Source organism: Metasolibacillus sp. FSL K6-0083, assembly GCF_038630865.1.
GTDB lineage: Bacteria > Bacillota > Bacilli > Bacillales_A > Planococcaceae > Metasolibacillus > Metasolibacillus fluoroglycofenilyticus.
In genome coordinates, this window is the sequence record NZ_CP152046.1 from 1776964 (window position 1) to 1795377 (window position 18414).

The window sequence follows — 18414 nt, forward strand, 5'->3', positions numbered from 1 at the left end:
TACGATTACTCATCGCAGAAAATATAGCTAGCGCACTACTTTCTAGACAGCCCGACTTCCATTTTTATACCTAGTTAGTTCGCAACACCGTGACAGTTTTTATATTTTTTTCCGCTTCCACATGGACAAGGCTCGTTACGCCCGATATTTTCTGCTTTACGAACAGGCGCCTTTTTCTTTGGTGCTGCCTCTTCCTTTGGATTAACAGCCTGCCCTTTAGCTACTTCTTCACGTTGTAAATTACTGCGAATTTCAGCCTTCATTGCATATTTCACTACATCCTCGCGCACAGCCGCAACCATATCCTCGAACATCGCAAACCCTTCTTGCTGATATTCGCGAAGTGGATCCGTTTGACCATATGCACGTAAATGAATCCCTTGGCGCAGTTGATCCATCGCATCAATATGGTCTATCCATTTCGTATCAATGGAACGAAGTAAAATAACCTTTTCAAATTCACGCATGCGCTCAGGCGTTAACTGCTCTTCCTTATCGTTATAACGCTCTTGTACAGCTGCATAGATGACCTCAATCATCGCATCTGGCGCTTTGCCCTGTAAATCATTCACAGTGACTTTTCCTTCATCAAGTAAATTTGCTGCGATATAATCTTCAAGCGGCTCTAGGTTCCAATCCTTTTCCTCACCTTGCGTATGAAGCGCCACGGCATTTTCAATTGATTCACGAATCATCGTCTCAACAAGTGCGCGCATATTTTCAGATTCAATTACATCTTGACGCTCTTTATAAATAACCTCACGTTGCTGACGTAATACATCATCATATTGTAATAATCGCTTTCGTGCATCAAAGTTATTACCCTCAACACGCTTTTGTGCTGATTCCACAGCTCTCGAAACAATTTTCGATTGAATTGGCTGTGAGTCATCCATTCCAAGCTTTGTCATTACCGATTTCATATTTTCCGAAGCAAAACGACGCATTAAATCATCTTCAAGCGACAAATAAAATTGCGTCACACCTGGATTTCCTTGACGACCAGAACGCCCACGTAGCTGGTTATCGATACGGCGAGATTCATGACGTTCAGTACCGATTACAGCTAAACCACCTAGCTCTAGAACACCTTCGCCAGGCTTAATATCTGTACCACGTCCAGCCATGTTCGTAGCGATTGTTACAGCGCCTTTTTTACCAGCATCTGCGATAATTTCCGCCTCACGTTCATGGTTTTTGGCGTTTAATACGTTATGTGGAATTTTATGCTTCGTTAACAATGTAGAAATAATTTCCGACGTTTCAATGGCAACAGTACCTACTAACACAGGCTGTCCTGCTTTATGGCGCTCAGCGATATCACGTGCCACCGCCTCAAACTTCCCTTTCATTGTAGCGTAAACTAAATCTGGTCGGTCATCACGTGCAACTGGCTTGTTTGTAGGAATAACTATAACATCCATATTATAAATATTACGGAATTCCTCTTCCTCTGTTTTTGCTGTACCTGTCATACCAGCTAGCTTTTCATACATACGGAAATAGTTCTGGAACGTAATCGTCGCCATTGTCATCGACTCGTTCTGAATTTCTAAGCCTTCCTTCGCCTCAATCGCTTGATGTAAACCATCTGAATAACGACGCCCCTTCATTAAACGACCCGTAAAGCCATCAACGATAACAACTTCACCTTCCTGCACCACGTAATCAACGTCCACATGCATCGATACATGTGCCTTTAACGATTGGTTGATTGCATGATTTAAACGAACATGCGTTAAATCAAATAAGTTGTCAATCCCAAATGCTCGCTCTGCCTTCTCAATCCCATTCTCAGTTAGCGTCACACCCTTTGTTGACTCATCATAGTTAAAATCTTCCTCCGCCTTTAACATCCGAACAAAAGCATTTGATTGTACATAAAGTTGCGCTGTTTTACCGGCCTGTCCTGAAATAATTAATGGTGTACGCGCCTCATCAATTAAAATCGAGTCAACCTCGTCAATTACAGCAAAATGCAACGGACGCTGCACACGTTCCTCTTTATAAAGCACCATATTATCACGTAAATAGTCGAAGCCGAGCTCATTATTTGTAGAATAAGTAATATCAGCCGCATAAGCCTCTCGTTTCTCCTCTTTAGATAAACTATTTAAGTTTAAGCCTACCGTTAGGCCGAGCCATTGGAACAGCTCGCCCATTTCAGAAGCATCTCGACTCGCTAAATATTCGTTCACCGTAACAACATGCACACCTTTGCCAGTTAATGCATTCAAATAAACGGCTAATGTAGAAGTTAGGGTCTTCCCTTCACCGGTTTTCATCTCCGCAATATTTCCATCATTTAAAGCAGAAGCACCCATAATTTGCACACGGAATGGATACATCCCAAGCACACGACGTGATGCCTCACGCACAACACCAAACGCCTCCGGCAATAAATCCTCCAGTGTCTCTCCTTTTTGGAAGCGTGCTTTAAATTCTTCAGTTTTCGCCTGTAAAGCACTATCAGGCAATGCTTCCATTTGACTAGCTAACGCCTCAACAGCATCCGCCTTTTTCTCCAAACGCTTTAATTCTTTTTTATTAAAGTCAAACATTTTATTTAATATATTTAACATCTATTTTCACTTCCTGTATTTTCTCTAACCTTCATTTTAGCATTATATATATATGTGGTGCAAATGGACGCGCGTGTTTTTTGTATTTTTCTCAATTGCGAAAAAGTTCGTATTGGTGACATATTTTTTGCGTTGGCTACATGGGGATTATTCTGGGGTTGCTAGCACTTCCCACGGGAGGCATGGCACTTGCTGGGGGGGCTATTGGCGGTTTCTGTGATTCTATTGGCGTTTCACTATTTAATTATTTTATATCTCCGATGTCTTTTTTGTCCTTCGTGTGGTAAATTTAGTTTTTTTAGTAAGCGCTTGGCGGCGTGGATGGAGTCGATTTTGAGGAAGACTCTTAATTTTTCATTGGAAATCCATTCATCGACTAACAAGGCATAGTCATGTAGCGCTTCTTGTACTAAGGTACCATTATCACGCAAGGCGCATTTAGGGCAAGTAAATTGACCGTGCTTATAATACATCGTTACAGAACAATTGTTGCAAAGTACGCCTTTTCGTATGGAAGATATATTAATATTTAATCGTGGACTGTGAGTAGTACGCATTTGAAGTAATTGATGTAATAGCTGCTTAAGCTGTTCATTGGATAAAATAGATTTATGAGAGGCCAAAAGCTTGCGAACATGCAACTCTAGTCCACTGCTATGAATAATTGGGGCATTTGGTGGCATCTGCTCGATGATTGTTTTGTAGTGAGCCAATACAACAACATAATAAATTGGCAATGTAGAAATATACTGTGCAAGCATACGTTGATGATGCTGTGCCTGATTCAATGGGTTGCGAAAACCTTGCTCGCTGCCGTCGCCGAGCTTGCGAGTAAATTGATGGGTCGCTTCATCTATATGAATCCGTCCTGCAATATTTTTTATTTCTAATAGGAGAAGAAATTTTCGACAAAGGAAAATAGTATCAATTTGATGGGCATCTGTTTGAAAATCGTGGAGTAAAAAATAAGGTTCATGCAATTGCATATCTTACCATTGACGGTCAACATAAAACTCGCCAGCTAACCCTTGCTGCACGCGAATAAGCTCCTCTTTAAATTCTGAAAAGCCTCGACGAACTGCGGCTGCTAGTACCGCCTCCCTTACCGGTCTTTCACGTGGCAAAACAATCATCTAATTCCTCCTAACTAAATATTTTATAGAATATTGATTTCCGTAGCGAGAAGTGCTCACCAGCTCGCTCAAAATACAAAATGTTAGCGCCCAAAACTCCGGCAACTGCACGGCTTTTTGGACGCCCTCTTCATTCATTTAATTTGTTTCGATTAGACCATACTTCCCATCTTTACGTTTATAAACGATGTTTGTGCTGTCTGATTCTGCATCTGTAAAAATATAGAAGTCGTGACCAAGCATATTCATTTGTAAAATAGCTTCTTCTTGGTCCATAGGTTTTAAGTTAAATTGTTTCGTACGAACAATTGCGTACTCTTCTTCTTCAGCAGGCTCACTTTGTGTAACATTTGCGAAAAATATCCCTGCTCCTTCGCGTTCACGGAATTTACGATTTACCTTTGTTTTATGTTTACGGATTTGGCGCTCTAACTTATCAACGATTAAATCAATAGCTGCATACATATCGCCATTGCGCTCCTCAGCACGAAGCGTTAAGTTTTTCATTGGAATTGTCACTTCGACTTTTGTTTGTTTATCGTTATACACTTTTAAGTTAACGTTAGCGCTTGCGTTCATATCATCGTTGAAATAACGCTCGACCTTCTCGATTTTATTTTCAACATACTCACGAATCGCTGGAGTTACCTCGATGTTCTCTCCACGAATATTAAAGTTTAGCATATGAACTCCTCCTTCATTTAAGGCTATATTAATTTATTTCGACATTGTAAAGAATTCTCCTTCTTTTTTTAAAATTCTTTTTCAAATATCGACATTTTTTTATTACCCTAAAAATGAAATCGAAAAACAGTTACATTTTCGACATTTTTGCTTGTATTACTTCTTTTTTCCGTCGTACTTTTAATTCGCTAATAATCAAATCTTCCAGCGACGATTGATTTTGAAAAATAATCCCGTACTGCTTTCCTTGCCCAAATACTTTAGTCCAAACAACCTCACCAACCCCAGTAATTTCACTTGAATCTAAAACAAATTGAACTTCAAGAAGCGGGATTTGCTTGCCGCTTTCATTAAAATTTACTTCTGAAAACACTTTAACACCGCGGGGACTTATATCTAATATACTTGCATCAAAAATTTCGACACCATCTTTCATAATTGGTTGTCCATCTACAAGCATTTTCACCTTCGCTGGTATCGGCTCATCAAATGAAAAGCGAAAACTTTCTTGCCTTTTAAAAAACATATAAACCCTCCTAACGATTACTCATACTCTCATTATTCATAAAGAGCTAGCAATCGTCTATCATCTTTATCACTATTTTACAAACACATACGATATGTCTTTATACCTAAATATAAAAGACTGAAATATAGTGAAATAATTACATTGAATAATATGTAAATACCCACAAAGCATATTTAATACCTTGTGGATATTGATTCTTTCTATACTCGCTGTGTATTTCTATACTGCTGCTGACGTGTAATTTTCAGCACTTCTTTCCACGTATCACGAAACTCTGTCACAAGCCCTTCAACTTCCTCTAAGATTGCTAAATCATTTTTTGTATTTGCTTCTATTAAACGACGATTCATATATTCATATAATGGCAGCATTTGCTTAGAAATTTCAATATCCATATTTAAAGTTGACATTAATTCAGCAATAATAGCCTGTGCCTTTAAAATATTTGTATTTTTCTCTTCGAATTTCTTCTCCTCAATTGCTCTTTTTGACTTTACTAAAAACTTTAAACAACCATTATATAACATAAGTGTTAACTCACCCGGCGATGCTGTTGTAACGCTATTTTGCTTGTATGCATTATATACAGATGTATGTGCTGACAATGGTTGACATCCCCTTTTTGCTTTATTCACTATATTTTACACTATAAAAATAGCATTAGATAGTAAAAAAGCAACAATTCTGTGAAAAGATAAGGATGATTTACCCTAATATTTGAAAATACTTCTGAGTATTTAGGGGTAAAAGCTTTGTGAAATGTCTTAACTAAGAGGGAGATTCCCTGTTTTCAAATCAATTGTTTCATATTCCGATAAGCGCTCTAAAATAAGCAACGCCATATGCTGAGCACGTTGCTCCATCTTCGATTTTAATAAATGAGCATGGTCTACACGCTTCTTAAATGCTTTGTAGTAAACAGGTACAAAATAACTTCGCCCATTTGTTAAAATAATTTTCGTTCGCTCATTACCAGCATCCTCATAATGGCAGAGGCAATGTAATGCAATCCAAATACTCGACGAGGAGGTAATAGATTCACTTGGAAACCAATAAATATTTTGTGCTGGGTTAACCGCAATTGGGTACATATGCACATTCCCTAAAACCGCACGCGAACCATCCCTTGCTCCTCGATAACTCGACCCAAAATGCTTTAAATTATACTCCAATAACTTCTGCTTCGACATAGCGACATACACCACACGATGCTTTTCAATAACAATGGAAAAAGGCTCTGCAAACTCATTTGTAGCCTCATATAACATTGCTGTTTCAGTAGTAAAAATATAATTTTTCAATAATTCCATGCCATTTCCCCCTCTACTGTTCCTAAAAGGAATATACTTTAAATATTATTAGTATACTTTGCACCGAAAATTTTTAAGAAAGATATATTTTACTAGGCGATTTGATTAACTTCTATTTTACAGAGAATACTACGAATCTGTTGATTTCCGTTACGCGAAAGCTTTCAGCTTCAACTAATTTATTTTGGTCCGTACTGTTCATACTCAAGACGCCCTATCTTACAATCAACTGATGAGTCCCCTAAAAAAATGTTTTTCTCTGCTAAACATGCCTAATATTTCGTCTTATATAGACCTAAAATACCCTTCACTATGAAAAACTGCTACTACAAAAAAGTTATTCGAAAATAATTCTATCTGATTTCTTGTGCGACATGCCCTCCCCCTACAATCTTTTTTAGTCATCTATAGCTCTCATTTGTAAAGACCAATAAATTAGATGAACAGGTAAATTGTGTAATATTTCTCTGATTTTTTATATAGTATACCATTGTACCTATTGTGTCTACATATTTTATTAACAATTTCTTAATCCGACAAAAGCTTTCAAAATTAGACAAAATGAATTGTGCTTTTTGACTCATTTTTTGCTATTTGAAAAAATAGTCACTAAAAAAGGAAATCCATATTTTTATCGAATTCCCTTTGATAAGCAGATATTTCTTGAAATTATGCAAAACAAAACCGCATAAAACCGGATTTACTCCGTTTCATGCGGCCAAATAAAGCTAATTATACTTGCTGTGCGCCACCAAATTGCTGCTGACGCGTAATTTTTAGTACTTCCTTCCATGTATCGCGGAATTCTGTTACTAAGCCTTCTACTTCTTCGATAATTGCTGCATCGTTTTGAATATTCGCTTCAACTAAACGACGGTTCATATATTCATATAATGGCAACATTTGCTTAGAAATTTCGATATTCATATTTAATGTAGCCATCAGCTCAGCAATGATTGCCTGCGCCCTTTGAATATTAGTATTCTTCTCTTCAATATTCTTTTCGTCAATTGCTATTTTTGCTTTTCCTAAAAACTTAATACAGCCATTATATAACATTAACGTTAATTCACCTGGTGAGGCAGTCGTTACACTATTTTGCTTGTATGCATTGTAAGCGTTCATTTGTGCTGTCAATCATGACACTCCTTTAATATTACTGCTTATTATCGTAATAACGTCCGTCCATTGTGCTAACATTTGCATAAGGATTTATATATTGTTTCTCATTCTTCTTAGCATTGTTCAAATCTTTCATATCTTCTTTTACAGTATCCATTACTTTATTTAATCGCTCACGAATCCCTTTATCAAGCTCGGCTAACATTTTATGTGAGCGATTAGCTGTGTCGAATTGAAAGCCATCAGCTAATAAGTTTTCCATACAAGCACCACGCTCATCAAGCAAAACATCGATTTGCTCAATATATTTATCGCGAGTTTCTCCTGCTGGAATTTCTGTTAAATGCTGATATAACTTCGCTGAAACTTGTAATAGTTGTTGAAGTTTATCCATTTGTTGTTAAACCCCTTATTATTGACTCATGCCTGGGAAGAACATTGTTGATTGTTGGTTTGCTTTGTTAATAGCTTGCTCCATCGCTGTGAACTGTTTCCAGTAGCGTGCTTCAATATCCATTAACTTTGCTTGCAAACGTGTGATGCGATTTTCTGTATCGACAATACTACGTCCTAAATTAAATGTATGATTTGTTGCTCCTTCTTTTCCAGCTTTTTTCTCAATATTTTTAGTTAGTGCGGAAATCTCATCACGCAGACGTTGTGTAATACCTCGTGAGTCTGTTGTGACATTACGTTTTTTATCTGCATCGTATGTCGTCGTAACAGAGCCTGTTTTCGTAAACATCTCAACAACCTGTTGCGGATCTTTTGCTAAAGCTTCATCTAATTTTGTTTCGTCAATCACCAATTTACCATTATCCGACATTTTACTAGAGGTAGTGATGCCAATTTCCGCTAATGCATCAATCGTTTTATCTCCTAAACCTTCTACAGAGCTCATAAATGTCATACGCATTTTTGCTAATCCATCTCGAACTAAAGAGTCATTTCTTAAAAGACCACTTTTCGCTTTTTCATCCCAAAGCTTTTGCTCATTTTCAGACATATCTTCACGCTGCTCTTTTGTTAAAGGTGGATAATCACGATATTTTTGTTCCTTTAATAAACCATTTAATGTTTCTAGCATCTCATTGTAAGTTGCAACAAACTCTTTAATTCGCTCTTTTATAGCATCAGTATCTGTTGTAGAATTAAGCGCCACTGTAGCGACTGGGCTAGAACTATCATTTTGTGTCGCATCAACAGCCGCCTGTGCATTTTCAACAGACTTTTCGGCTTGTAATACGCGACTCTCTCCCGCTGTATAAGCAGCATCTGCCGCATCAGACGCCTTCTTATTTGCAGAGTTTGTCTGCTCGATGGTACGGAAATCTTGGAATCGCTCCAAATAGTTTTTAGCATCACCCGGATTTTCCTTTTCCGTTAAATCTGCCAATTTTCCTAAATCTGTTCTATTAAGCCCGAAAAACTTCTTTCTAACATCTTCAGATAAATTTGAATCTGCAAATGCATCATCTATCTCTGCGCTATCCTTCCCTCTAATTGAGGCTAAAAAATCAATATCGTCTGTTGTTAATTCCGATAAAAACTTCTTATCAAGTGTAGTATAAGCGTCTTTTAGCTCATTTGTAGTAAATAAGCTATCATATGTCGGCTGATAAGTATCGTTCAAATATGTGTTATATGCAGTATTTGCAGTGTTTTTTGCTGTACCCAAATTGATTAAAGCATTCTCAGCGTTAGCTAGTTCAGTTTGTGCTGCTGCTAAACGCTCCCCAGCACCAGCTTTCGCATTAAATGTTTCTTTTAGTGTAATTTCATAACCAGAAATATTGATTTTATTCGATGAACGCTCCATAGAAATACCGTTCACTTGTAAAATTGCATTTTGACCTTCTCTAGTTGTTACTTTAGTTGAATCTGCATAGCCTAAAGCATCAAATACCGCGCTACCTTGACCAAAAACAATCTCACCAGCTCCAGTTTTTTCTCTACCAGTATTATTTGCTGTTAATGAAAGCTGTCCATTTTCAAATAAAGCTGTCACCCCTGCATTACTATTATTAATTTTTTTCACTAAATCATTAATTGTATCTTTACTTGAGTCAAAACTAATTTTCACTGCTTTTCCTAGATTACCATCTTTATCAATAGCACTAAGTTCTAAAGATGTACCTGTGATGCCTAACTGAGATAATTTTGTACTACCTGTATATGCTGTTTGCTCACCAACCATTTGCGTAGCAGTAGCTAATTGAGTCACACTTTCAATATTTAATGCCCCAGTCGCACTATTCGTTGCATTAACTGATACTAATTTGTCATTTGAAGATGTTGCTGTTTTCTTTATGACTTGACTTTGTAAAAACATCTTATCTTCTAAAAATTTGTTTAACTTTTGCGTTAATGTGTTTACATTGCGATACGCATCTCTTTGCCATTCATATGTTTGCTTTTTTTGGAAAGCCTTATTTAATGGCGTACGCTCCGCCTGCATAAGCTTTTCAATTAATGAATCAATGTCCATGCCTGACGCTAAACCGCCAACTCTCATTACCATCGTATGTTCCTCCTAAAATACTTATATTTTTTCATCCACTATCATACCGAACATTTTTTGCATTTCGTAAAAAGCATCGAGTAACTTTTTCGGTGGAATTTCTTTCACTACTTCTTCCGTATCGCGATCCACAACAGTCACATAGTAACGATCTAAACCTTCATGATACTTGAATTTTGCGGTGTTATGATTCACCTCTAGCATTTTATTCATTTTCTCTACAACTTCTTGAACTTTGGCTTTAGTTTCCTCATCATTTGTCAGTTGCTGAGCTTGTTCAGTATTTGGTACAACGTTTTTTATCGTAGCTTCGCTTCCTTGCTTCACTACATTTTCTTCAATGGTTACAGCTTTAATTGCTTGTACACTTTGAGGTACTGCTTTATTGAGAGCTGCTGCACCCGCATCTGCATTCCCTGTAATACGCATATTTTCATCCTCCTTGAATCTAATACAGATATCTTTGCTAATAGTATCGGTTGAAAAAATAAGAATTTCAGTTTTTTGTGTAACATTGTTAAATAAAAAACAGTAATATCGCAATGCTCCATTACGATATTACTGTTTCAGCTATTATTTTATTACAGAGAGCATAGCCTCTTTCACCTTCTCAAGCTTCACCTGAGCTGCTTCAAGGGTACTATCAACTACGCCAATATAAAACTTGCATTTCGGCTCCGTACCAGAAGGACGTACCGCAATCCATGTATCATCTACTAAAATAAATTTCAAGACATTTTCCTTTGGCAATGTAAGTGCCTCAATTTCACCATTCGCTAAAACCGCTTTACCGGTTAAATAATCCTCTATACGTTGCACACGGATACCTGAAATTTCAGTTGGCATTTGCTCACGTAAGCGCTGTAAAATTGCCTGCATTTCTGCTTGTCCATTTTTCCCTGCGAACACTTGAGAAATCAATGTTTCTTGGTAATAGCCAAATTCTTGATAGAGCTTGTCCAGTTGCTCTAATAATGTCTTGCCCTGTAACGCATATAATGCGGCCATTTCAGCTACTTTTAGCGTCACCTGCACAGCATCTTTGTCACGTACAAAAGGTTCGATTAAATAGCCATAGCTTTCTTCATAGCCAAATACATACGTTTTCTCCCCTGTTATTTCATATTGCGCAATTTTTTCGGCAATGTATTTAAAGCCTGTCAGTGTATTTTCTGTCACAACCCCAAAGCGCTCTGCAATTTTTGCCCCAAGCTCTGCTGTAACAATCGTTTTCACCACTATACCGTTCGCTGGCAATGTTCCGTTATGTTGTTTTGTCACCATTAAATAATGTAACAATAAAGCACCGAGCTGGTTGCCTGTTAGCAACTCGTATCGGTCACCATTCCACACTGCCACACCTAAACGGTCGGCATCTGGATCTGTCGCTAAAAGTAGCGTTGCTCCTATTTGTTGTCCCTGCTCTATCGCTAATGCAAACGCTGCTGCCTCCTCTGGATTCGGATAAGGCACCGTTGAAAAAGCACCGTCCTGCACAGCCTGCGCTGCCACAACTGCTACCTCTTGAAAGCCAAATGCACGTAAGCCTTCTCTAACAGGGACTAACTATTCATTCGATTAGTCCCAGCACCTAACACACCACGCATACCACCTGTACCAAATGATACATACTGATAAAATCGGTCCTCTATCGCCTCTTCATTTGAAGCAATGGTTGCTAATTCTTTTGTTAAATAATCAGGGAGGGATTGCTGTACCCATTGTTCATATCGCTCTTGTATATTCACTCTGTGACCGCCTTTTCTTCTTTCCTTGAAATAATATTAACATAGACTTGCTTACCATATATGCAAATAAGCTTTTATGAATTTTTGCAACTTGTTTTATATGCCAATAGATCATTCTTTTTTATTTTTGAATATGGCGACAACGTCTTCATAATGAATTCATCAACTTTTTATCATAACAAACATATATGCCATAGTATTATAGCCTGCACTCTCCATCCCTTCACGCACACCTTGTAAGTAGGATGAATTATGTTCAATCATCTTTGCTAGTTGCTGCACACATTCAATAACCATTTCTTGTGTTAGTTTTTGCTGTTTGACCGACATCCCTATTAAATGTAATTTAATAAGAGTGAAATGTATAACAAGCATCATATAACTTTCAAATAATGATTTATAATCACAGGGAAATAGACTTTTAAATATATAGTTCACTACATAATTTTCTAGCATATATTCATGTTTTTGCATAAATGGTTCGTAAAGATTCTCATATGCTGCTTGATATTTTGAAATCGACTGTTCTATATCTTGTAATTGGTGCTCGTCATCCTCTTCTAAATTTAAGCCCTCCAACAACTGATGAAGAATTGTTAAATATTTTTCTGACGCCCCTCCGCCAGACATCCGATAACGAATTAATTCGCGAGCAATATTAAATTTAAAATTCAAGTTGCCTTTTATATTTTCCAATGAAGTAATAAATGACCTATTATCCAAGCGATTTAAATAATCTTGCATAATCATAGGCAATTCAAGCTTAAATTCCTTCTCCTTTAATTGCCCTATTTTTTGTAAAAATAACCCTAGTAAAATCAAGCGTATTTCGAGAGATTGTTGACGACTTTGCAAAAGCTGTATAATAAAGATTCGAATATCCCAAAAATAGGGGTTATCTTCTAAACGAAGTTGTTTGTTAAGTAGCCCTCTTGTATTTTTAGGCTCCTCCATCTCCTTAAAGCCTATTCCCTCTTCGCGCAAAAGAACGATGCGAGCTGCTTCCGGACAAGACAGCGTTAGACTTTTCTCTGTAATATCCCCCACTTTTGTAAGAATTCTTGGATATACTGCACAAGTATTACATAAAAGCTCTTCACCAAGTTCCTTATGAATACTACATAGCCCATCATCTAACAGCATGCTACATCGCTTATTATTCAGTTCAAATTGTGCATAATTCTTATCATTATTTGATTTATGATTAACCTTTATATTATTTTGTAGTTTTTCTGTCATTTCTGGATGTTGAATTTTACGATATGCTTGATATGTTTTTTTATCTATTTCGATATTCCATCCCGCACAGCAAGTATCTTCACAAGCACTGCCTATACATTTAAATTCTGTAAAATAGTCTGGTATAAGTATGGGTCTCATTGTAATCGTCCCTTCTGCGTTCAACACCTTCTAAAAATCCTCTACCTCAAATTAATGACAATAAAGTTTTAATTACATAATCAATCTCTTCATTCGTTAAGCTTGGATGAATTGGCAATGTTAATGCCTTCTCATACCAATCTTCAGCTATAGGACATATTCCTCTGTCATAGCCTAGCTGCTGATAATATGGATGCCAGTACACTGGTAAATAGTGAACGTGTACCCCAATATTTGCTGCACGCATCGCTTCAAATATTTGTTTGCGATTAGCATGCTCTAACTGAATCATATATAAATGCCAGCCGGATTCCACGCCCTCTAACTGAAACGGTACTTGGATACCTTCAACATCCTTTAATTTCTCTGTATAGAGCGAGGCAACTTCTTTGCGTCTCTGCAAAAATGCATCTAGCTTGGACATTTGTGATATTCCTAAGGCTGCCTGTAAATCGGTCATACGATAATTATAGCCTAGATCTGTCATTTCATAGTACCAGCTCCCCTGCTCCTCTGCATAAGCAGTTTGCTCAATGCCATGACTGCGGAACTTCAACAGTTTTTTATAGTAATCTTCATTATTTGTAACAATGACACCACCTTCACCTGTTGTAATCGGCTTTACTGGATGAAAGCTAAACATTGTCATATCGGCCTGTGTGCCCACTTTGTGACCTTTATAGCTAGCCCCAAAAGAATGTGCTCCATCCTCAATAACAACTAGATGGTGCTCCTTTGCAATTGCCATAATTTCGTCCAAATTAGCTGGTTGCCCTGTGAAATCTACAGGTATAATCGCCTTCGTTTTCTTTGTAATATTCATGCGAATTTGCTCGGTGTCAATATTGTATGTTTTTCTATCAATATCAGCAAAAACAACAGTACCTCCGACATAGCGTACACAGTTCGCGCTTGCCGCAAAAGTAATGGGTGAAGTAATCACCTCATCTCCCTCACCAATTCCAGCAGCATAGCAGGCGCCGTGTAGAGCTGCTGTACCGTTGCAAAATGCGACTGCATATTTTGTACCGACATAATTAGCAACAGCCTGCTCGAATTCTAAAATTTTTGGGCCTTGCGTTAAATTGGATGAGCGCAATGTATCAATGACTAGCTGAATATCCTCATCATCAATTGTTTGACGTCCATATGAGATAAAATGATTGAATTTTTCCATAACTATTCCTCACTTCACAATGCAGAAATTATTGGTGGTTCTACCTTTGGTAATTTACCATCTAAAAACTGGTCGACAATATCATTGTTATAAACATTATAAACAAAGCGCAAATGCTGTGGCATCCAGTCTGTCCCTATCCAAAGTTTGCCATTCCCCTTTTGGGGTATATACTGAATATTTTCTAAAGATATGTTTTGTATAATTGTTTCTAAATCTTTTGCTACTTGTATAACTGCTTTACTAGCTACGTCATGTAAGCCGTCCCCATAAGCTAATTGCGGTACAGATTGATGGATAATTTCTCCTGCATCTAGACGCGCTGTTAGTCGATGAATGGTCATACCCGCCCAATTCGGACGTAACATGAAGAAAGGCCAAAATAGCGTTGTATTCCCTTTGTACCAAGGCGAAAGACCACCATGAATATTCCAAGAATGTGCAGGCATTACCTCAAGCAGCTCGTCGCTTAATTTATGCACCCCGTAGCTAATCGCTAAATCAAATGTTTGATTTTTTACCCATTCAATTGTTTCCGAGCTATTTAAAGTAGCAAGAGACACATCTAATGTAGGGATTTCATAATTTACTTGATTATTTCCTTTAAAATGGCGATGCTCTGCCTCATCACGATCTGCAAAGTGGCGAATGAAATTTTTGTGATCAAGCTCCTCCAAATTAGCTGGCGGCTGTGGAATAAATGCGCCTCTTTTTTCAATGACGTGCGCTGTAACAATTCCAAGCTTAGCTAATTGATTAACTAAATATAAATGTCTCGGATGGGAACCAGTTAATAATAGTACTTTCAATTTCACAACTCCTGTTCTTCATAAAATGGCCCTGAAAGTAGTCCATGCTCCTTCAATGCCTTAATCGAAATTTCATAATCCTCAAGCAGATAAGGTAATGTTTTCGCTATATCTGATAAGCGATGCTGTCCATCTGAATAATTTAATAGCGCTAATATTTGATTTAACTGCTGACGATTATCAATTTTAGAATTTGTAGAACGATTTCTCAGCATCGGTGCATTAATATTTGGGTATAAATTATATTTACCTAGCTTCGGCTCACCAAATGGTTTTAGGTTTACATAATAGCCGTTCAATTCTTGTAGCTTTAAAAGCTTTTCGATTTCATTCACACTCTCAACCAATGCTTCAATTGTCATTACTTCTTTTGTATCCAATGAATTATGATAGCCTGCATACATGCTGTAAACCATTTTCGAAAACTGTCCTACTGGTAAATTAAAGCCCGGAGAGCAATATTGACGCTCATCTGATCCATTTAAAGGTGTAAATGGACGAATAGGCATTTCGTATTTTTGTCGATTATTTAAGTATTCTATTAATAGATCCATCGGTGTATTTTTTGCGCGTGGTTGCTTAAAGGACAGTCGCTGCTCTTTTCCTCCTAAACACGTAAGTACTACTCCTGAATAAAGCTGTTTTTTTAAATGCTCCCCATATTTCCATAAATAAGAGATTGAACCGATAGTCTCAGGTATAAAAACAAAACGATACGTTAATTCTCGGTTAGCCCATTGCTTTAAACGATTATATAAAAACGTTGCAACAAGAGGCCCACTTAGCTCATTATTAGCCATAGAAGGGTGACATATATATGTACTAATTAACACTTCTTTAGTTGATTTTCCCGGCAAAACTGCATGGGCAAAATTTAATTCCCCATCAATTTTTTCACTATCGATATATGCGTGATATTGTCCATCTGGCAACGCATCGAGCTGCTCTTTACTCATACAAAAGCCCCAGCGTTTTTCATAATAAGAAATCACATACGGAACAGCATTTGGCTTGTTCGCTATAATATGAATATGCTTTTTTAATTCCTCTAAAGTAAACCATTCATCAATCGGCTCACTGTAGTTGATAACATGCAAGTTTAAGTCCTTAATATCAATAACTTTATTCCCTTCCGCATCTTTAATCCATGCTTCTCGAATAACCCATTCTTGCGGGATATCCCAATCAAAAGCTTGTGTACCTGTCGGAATTCCCTCCATCTCAAGGGGAATATATTCTTGTAAAATATGGATTGTTTCGCGCACGCCATCTCCTGTAATACTACGCATAATGGGGAAAAGGCGGTCGAATAGCTGATCCATTTGCTTTAATTCTTCACTCACAATAATATCTCCCAACTAAGCGGTGTGCCTTTTGCAACATCTTGCTTCACAGCTTTGCCTAATACTAAATCATAATATTTAGTAGGTAATCCTAAACCTGGACGCACATTACGTAAATTTTCAACCGTTAAAATATCCCCAGCCTTCAAGTCCTCTCCAATATAGAGTGAGCGTCGATGTAATAATGACGGTTTTTCAGCGTCTGTAGGCCCGTATTTGATTTCCCCTAAGCTTTGCCAAGCACGCTCTGTTTCTTCCACTAGCATTTTCAATTCATGTGGCTCCATTGAAAAAGCGGAATCGACTCCCCCCTCTGCACGAGATGTCGTAAAATGCTTCTCAATCACAGTTGCCCCAAGTGTCACAGCTGCTACTGATACACCAACACCCATCGTATGATCAGACAGCCCTAACTCTGTTCCAAATAAAGTTCGCATATGTGGTATTGTCGCCAAATTTGAGTTTGCAGGTGTCGCGGGATATGTGCTTGTACACTTTAATAAAATAAGTTGATTATTGCCCTCCGCACGAGCCGCACGTACCGCTTCATCTAGCTCTGCAACAGTTGCCATACCTGTAGAAATAATAATTGGCTTACCTGTTTTTGCTACTTTTCGAATTAACGGAATATCAACATTTTCAAAAGAAGCAATTTTATAAGCAGGTACATTTAATGTTTCTAAAAAATCAACTGCTGTCTCATCAAAGGGCGAGCTGAACGCTAATAAACCTAGCTCATTTGCTTTGTCAAAAATAGCCTTATGCCATTCCCAAGGTGTATACGCCTCTTTATATAAATTGTATAAGGAGCTGCCCTTCCATAAACTTGCATCATCTTGAATAAAAAACTCACCTGTATGTATATCAAGCGTAATCGTATCAGGCGTATAAGTTTGTAGCTTTAATGCATCGACTCCTGCTTCAGCCGCGAGCTCAACTAAATGTAGCGCTCTTTCTAAAGACTGATTATGGTTACCTGACATTTCTGCAATAATAAATGGCTTCGCATGTTGCCCAATTTCCTTATGTCCAATTTTGATCATTTTATCAACTCCATTAGTTTATGTAGCCATGCATTGGGGTTGCGATTTTCTGTTAATTCCAATCCCTTCCTACCCATAGCTTTTAATTGTAAATTACTTAGTAACTTTCGATATGTATTTATAGTTACTTGCTCATGCCAGCCTAAGTTAATCGTGACACCTAGGGCATCTGCATAAATAGTCGTCTCTCTTTGATTATCGGCCACAATTGTCGAACTTGAAGGAAGTCCAACATAGCAGCGCTCCCAAAGCGTGCTACCGCCAGCACCAATAGAAAAGTCTGCCAACTGCATTAGTCTTGCTAAATAGTTAATTTGACAGTGATAATGATAATTTTGCTTTTCGCAAATTTTCTGAATTTGCTCCTTCATCGGATTGCTATTACCGACAACTATATCGATATGTATAAAATGGAAGCTCTCTAATGCCCTTAAAACTTTCAACGTTTCATTCGTTGGGTCGCTGCCCCCCATAAAAACAAGTAAGCGCTCTATTTTATCATGACGCTTACGTAGTTGCTCACGTTCTTCAATAAACTCATCACGCATAATTAAATATTTCGGTCCTAACAGCTTCACACAATGCACAGGCACCTTTCCATCGTAGCGCGTTTCAAATTGCGGAATCACATTTTGATCTAGCAGTAAATCACAATCATGCGCTCGCGCCAAATCATCAATAACAGCAATCTTTTTCGTATATGGACGCATCGATTGCTCCCACTGTTTATTTAATTGATAGTGATCGATAATATATAAATCTGCCTGCTCTGCAAAAGTAATATTTGAAAAACCTTCATTGACAACAAAATCAATTAAATTTCCCTTTAAAGGCTCCATCCAAAATATCACCTGATGTCCGTTGTTTTGAAGTTTTTTAGCAATCGTCAAACAGCGCACCACATGACCGCTACCAATTGTAACAGAAGCATCTGTACGAATAATTATTTTCATTTCACACCACCCATTCCAAAATAACTTTACTAACGCTTCATTCTCAAATATTCCATATGATTAGCTTACTTATATTAAGT

The 18414-nt window shown here is 37.6% G+C and carries 19 protein-coding genes; all 19 read right to left on the bottom strand.

The window, feature by feature from the left end; translation table 11 throughout:
• Positions 1–74 precede the first annotated feature (74 nt).
• The 19 genes from secA to pseG all read right to left on the bottom strand — a co-directional run bounded on the left by secA (position 75) and on the right by pseG (position 18334).
• The gene (gene secA, locus MHB51_RS08410; RefSeq protein WP_066165091.1) at positions 75–2582 is read right to left on the bottom strand and encodes a preprotein translocase subunit SecA; all 2508 of its coding nucleotides are present in this window, start codon (positions 2580–2582) and stop codon (positions 75–77) included.
• 236 nt (positions 2583–2818) lie between these two features.
• Entirely contained in the window at positions 2819–3568 is a 750-nt protein-coding gene (locus tag MHB51_RS08415; RefSeq protein WP_342559375.1) for a nuclease-related domain-containing protein, read from the bottom strand.
• A 3-nt stretch (positions 3569–3571) separates the two neighbouring features.
• Positions 3572–3715: a hypothetical protein gene (locus MHB51_RS08420; protein WP_342559376.1), complete on the bottom strand. Its 144-nt coding sequence runs from the start codon at positions 3713–3715 to the stop codon at positions 3572–3574.
• 138 nt (positions 3716–3853) lie between these two features.
• Positions 3854–4399: a ribosome-associated translation inhibitor RaiA gene (gene raiA, locus MHB51_RS08425; protein WP_066165085.1), complete on the bottom strand. Its 546-nt coding sequence runs from the start codon at positions 4397–4399 to the stop codon at positions 3854–3856.
• 130 nt (positions 4400–4529) lie between these two features.
• A complete protein-coding gene (locus tag MHB51_RS08430; protein WP_066165082.1) occupies positions 4530–4925 on the bottom strand; it encodes a PilZ domain-containing protein in 396 nt (131 codons plus the stop codon).
• Positions 4926–5128: 203 nt separating this feature from the next.
• Positions 5129–5533 carry a flagellar export chaperone FliS gene (gene fliS / locus MHB51_RS08435; protein WP_342559377.1) on the bottom strand — a complete coding sequence of 135 codons (405 nt, stop codon included), beginning with the start codon at positions 5531–5533 and terminating at the stop codon, positions 5129–5131.
• Positions 5534–5692: 159 nt separating this feature from the next.
• Positions 5693–6238 (bottom strand): competence protein ComK, encoded by a 546-nt coding sequence (locus MHB51_RS08440; RefSeq protein WP_066165076.1) that lies wholly within the window; start codon positions 6236–6238, stop codon positions 5693–5695.
• Between the two features lie 732 nt (positions 6239–6970).
• A complete protein-coding gene (fliS, locus tag MHB51_RS08445) occupies positions 6971–7375 on the bottom strand; it encodes a flagellar export chaperone FliS (RefSeq protein WP_066165073.1) in 405 nt (134 codons plus the stop codon).
• 19 nt (positions 7376–7394) lie between these two features.
• Complete coding sequence (locus MHB51_RS08450; RefSeq protein ID WP_066165070.1) at positions 7395–7754, bottom strand: flagellar assembly protein FliT; 360 nt, start codon at positions 7752–7754, stop codon at positions 7395–7397.
• An 18-nt stretch (positions 7755–7772) separates the two neighbouring features.
• Complete coding sequence (gene fliD, locus MHB51_RS08455) at positions 7773–9881, bottom strand: flagellar filament capping protein FliD (protein WP_342559378.1); 2109 nt, start codon at positions 9879–9881, stop codon at positions 7773–7775.
• Positions 9882–9902: 21 nt separating this feature from the next.
• Positions 9903–10310 (bottom strand): flagellar protein FlaG, encoded by a 408-nt coding sequence (locus MHB51_RS08460; RefSeq protein ID WP_342559379.1) that lies wholly within the window; start codon positions 10308–10310, stop codon positions 9903–9905.
• A gap of 144 nt (positions 10311–10454) precedes the next feature.
• The gene (locus MHB51_RS08465; RefSeq protein ID WP_342559380.1) at positions 10455–11393 is read right to left on the bottom strand and encodes a hypothetical protein; all 939 of its coding nucleotides are present in this window, start codon (positions 11391–11393) and stop codon (positions 10455–10457) included.
• A gap of 50 nt (positions 11394–11443) precedes the next feature.
• Positions 11444–11629 (bottom strand): hypothetical protein, encoded by a 186-nt coding sequence (locus MHB51_RS08470; RefSeq protein ID WP_342559381.1) that lies wholly within the window; start codon positions 11627–11629, stop codon positions 11444–11446.
• Positions 11630–11791: 162 nt separating this feature from the next.
• Complete coding sequence (fliB, locus tag MHB51_RS08475) at positions 11792–13036, bottom strand: flagellin lysine-N-methylase (protein WP_342559382.1); 1245 nt, start codon at positions 13034–13036, stop codon at positions 11792–11794.
• 19 nt (positions 13037–13055) lie between these two features.
• Positions 13056–14186, bottom strand: coding sequence for a UDP-4-amino-4,6-dideoxy-N-acetyl-beta-L-altrosamine transaminase (gene pseC / locus MHB51_RS08480; protein ID WP_342559383.1), 1131 nt, complete (start codon positions 14184–14186; stop codon positions 13056–13058).
• Between the two features lie 14 nt (positions 14187–14200).
• Positions 14201–14995, bottom strand: a complete 795-nt coding sequence (locus tag MHB51_RS08485) for a formyltransferase family protein (protein WP_342559384.1) — start codon at positions 14993–14995, stop codon at positions 14201–14203.
• 2 nt (positions 14996–14997) lie between these two features.
• Positions 14998–16338, bottom strand: coding sequence for a DUF4910 domain-containing protein (locus tag MHB51_RS08490; RefSeq protein ID WP_342559385.1), 1341 nt, complete (start codon positions 16336–16338; stop codon positions 14998–15000).
• Positions 16335–17381, bottom strand: coding sequence for a pseudaminic acid synthase (gene pseI / locus MHB51_RS08495; protein ID WP_342559386.1), 1047 nt, complete (start codon positions 17379–17381; stop codon positions 16335–16337). The genes MHB51_RS08490 and pseI overlap by 4 nt, the downstream gene beginning before the upstream one ends.
• On the bottom strand, positions 17378–18334 hold the full coding sequence (pseG, locus tag MHB51_RS08500; RefSeq protein WP_342559387.1) for a UDP-2,4-diacetamido-2,4,6-trideoxy-beta-L-altropyranose hydrolase: 957 nt from the start codon (positions 18332–18334) through the stop codon (positions 17378–17380). The genes pseI and pseG overlap by 4 nt, the downstream gene beginning before the upstream one ends.
• Positions 18335–18414: the final 80 nt, after the last annotated feature.

What these genes read in the sequence shown, in the direction of transcription:
- secA (WP_066165091.1), bottom strand. Translation starts at nt 2,582, where the DNA reads ATGTTAAATATATTAAATAAAATGTTTGACTTTAATAAAAAAGAATTA.
- pseC (WP_342559383.1), bottom strand. Translation starts at nt 14,186, where the DNA reads ATGGAAAAATTCAATCATTTTATCTCATATGGACGTCAAACAATTGAT.
- MHB51_RS08430 (WP_066165082.1), bottom strand. Translation starts at nt 4,925, where the DNA reads ATGTTTTTTAAAAGGCAAGAAAGTTTTCGCTTTTCATTTGATGAGCCG.
- MHB51_RS08415 (WP_342559375.1), bottom strand. Translation starts at nt 3,568, where the DNA reads ATGCAATTGCATGAACCTTATTTTTTACTCCACGATTTTCAAACAGAT.
- fliD (WP_342559378.1), bottom strand. Translation starts at nt 9,881, where the DNA reads ATGGTAATGAGAGTTGGCGGTTTAGCGTCAGGCATGGACATTGATTCA.
- raiA (WP_066165085.1), bottom strand. Translation starts at nt 4,399, where the DNA reads ATGCTAAACTTTAATATTCGTGGAGAGAACATCGAGGTAACTCCAGCG.
- pseG (WP_342559387.1), bottom strand. Translation starts at nt 18,334, where the DNA reads ATGAAAATAATTATTCGTACAGATGCTTCTGTTACAATTGGTAGCGGT.
- MHB51_RS08460 (WP_342559379.1), bottom strand. Translation starts at nt 10,310, where the DNA reads ATGCGTATTACAGGGAATGCAGATGCGGGTGCAGCAGCTCTCAATAAA.
- pseI (WP_342559386.1), bottom strand. Translation starts at nt 17,381, where the DNA reads ATGATCAAAATTGGACATAAGGAAATTGGGCAACATGCGAAGCCATTT.
- MHB51_RS08450 (WP_066165070.1), bottom strand. Translation starts at nt 7,754, where the DNA reads ATGGATAAACTTCAACAACTATTACAAGTTTCAGCGAAGTTATATCAG.
- MHB51_RS08420 (WP_342559376.1), bottom strand. Translation starts at nt 3,715, where the DNA reads ATGATTGTTTTGCCACGTGAAAGACCGGTAAGGGAGGCGGTACTAGCA.
- MHB51_RS08440 (WP_066165076.1), bottom strand. Translation starts at nt 6,238, where the DNA reads ATGGAATTATTGAAAAATTATATTTTTACTACTGAAACAGCAATGTTA.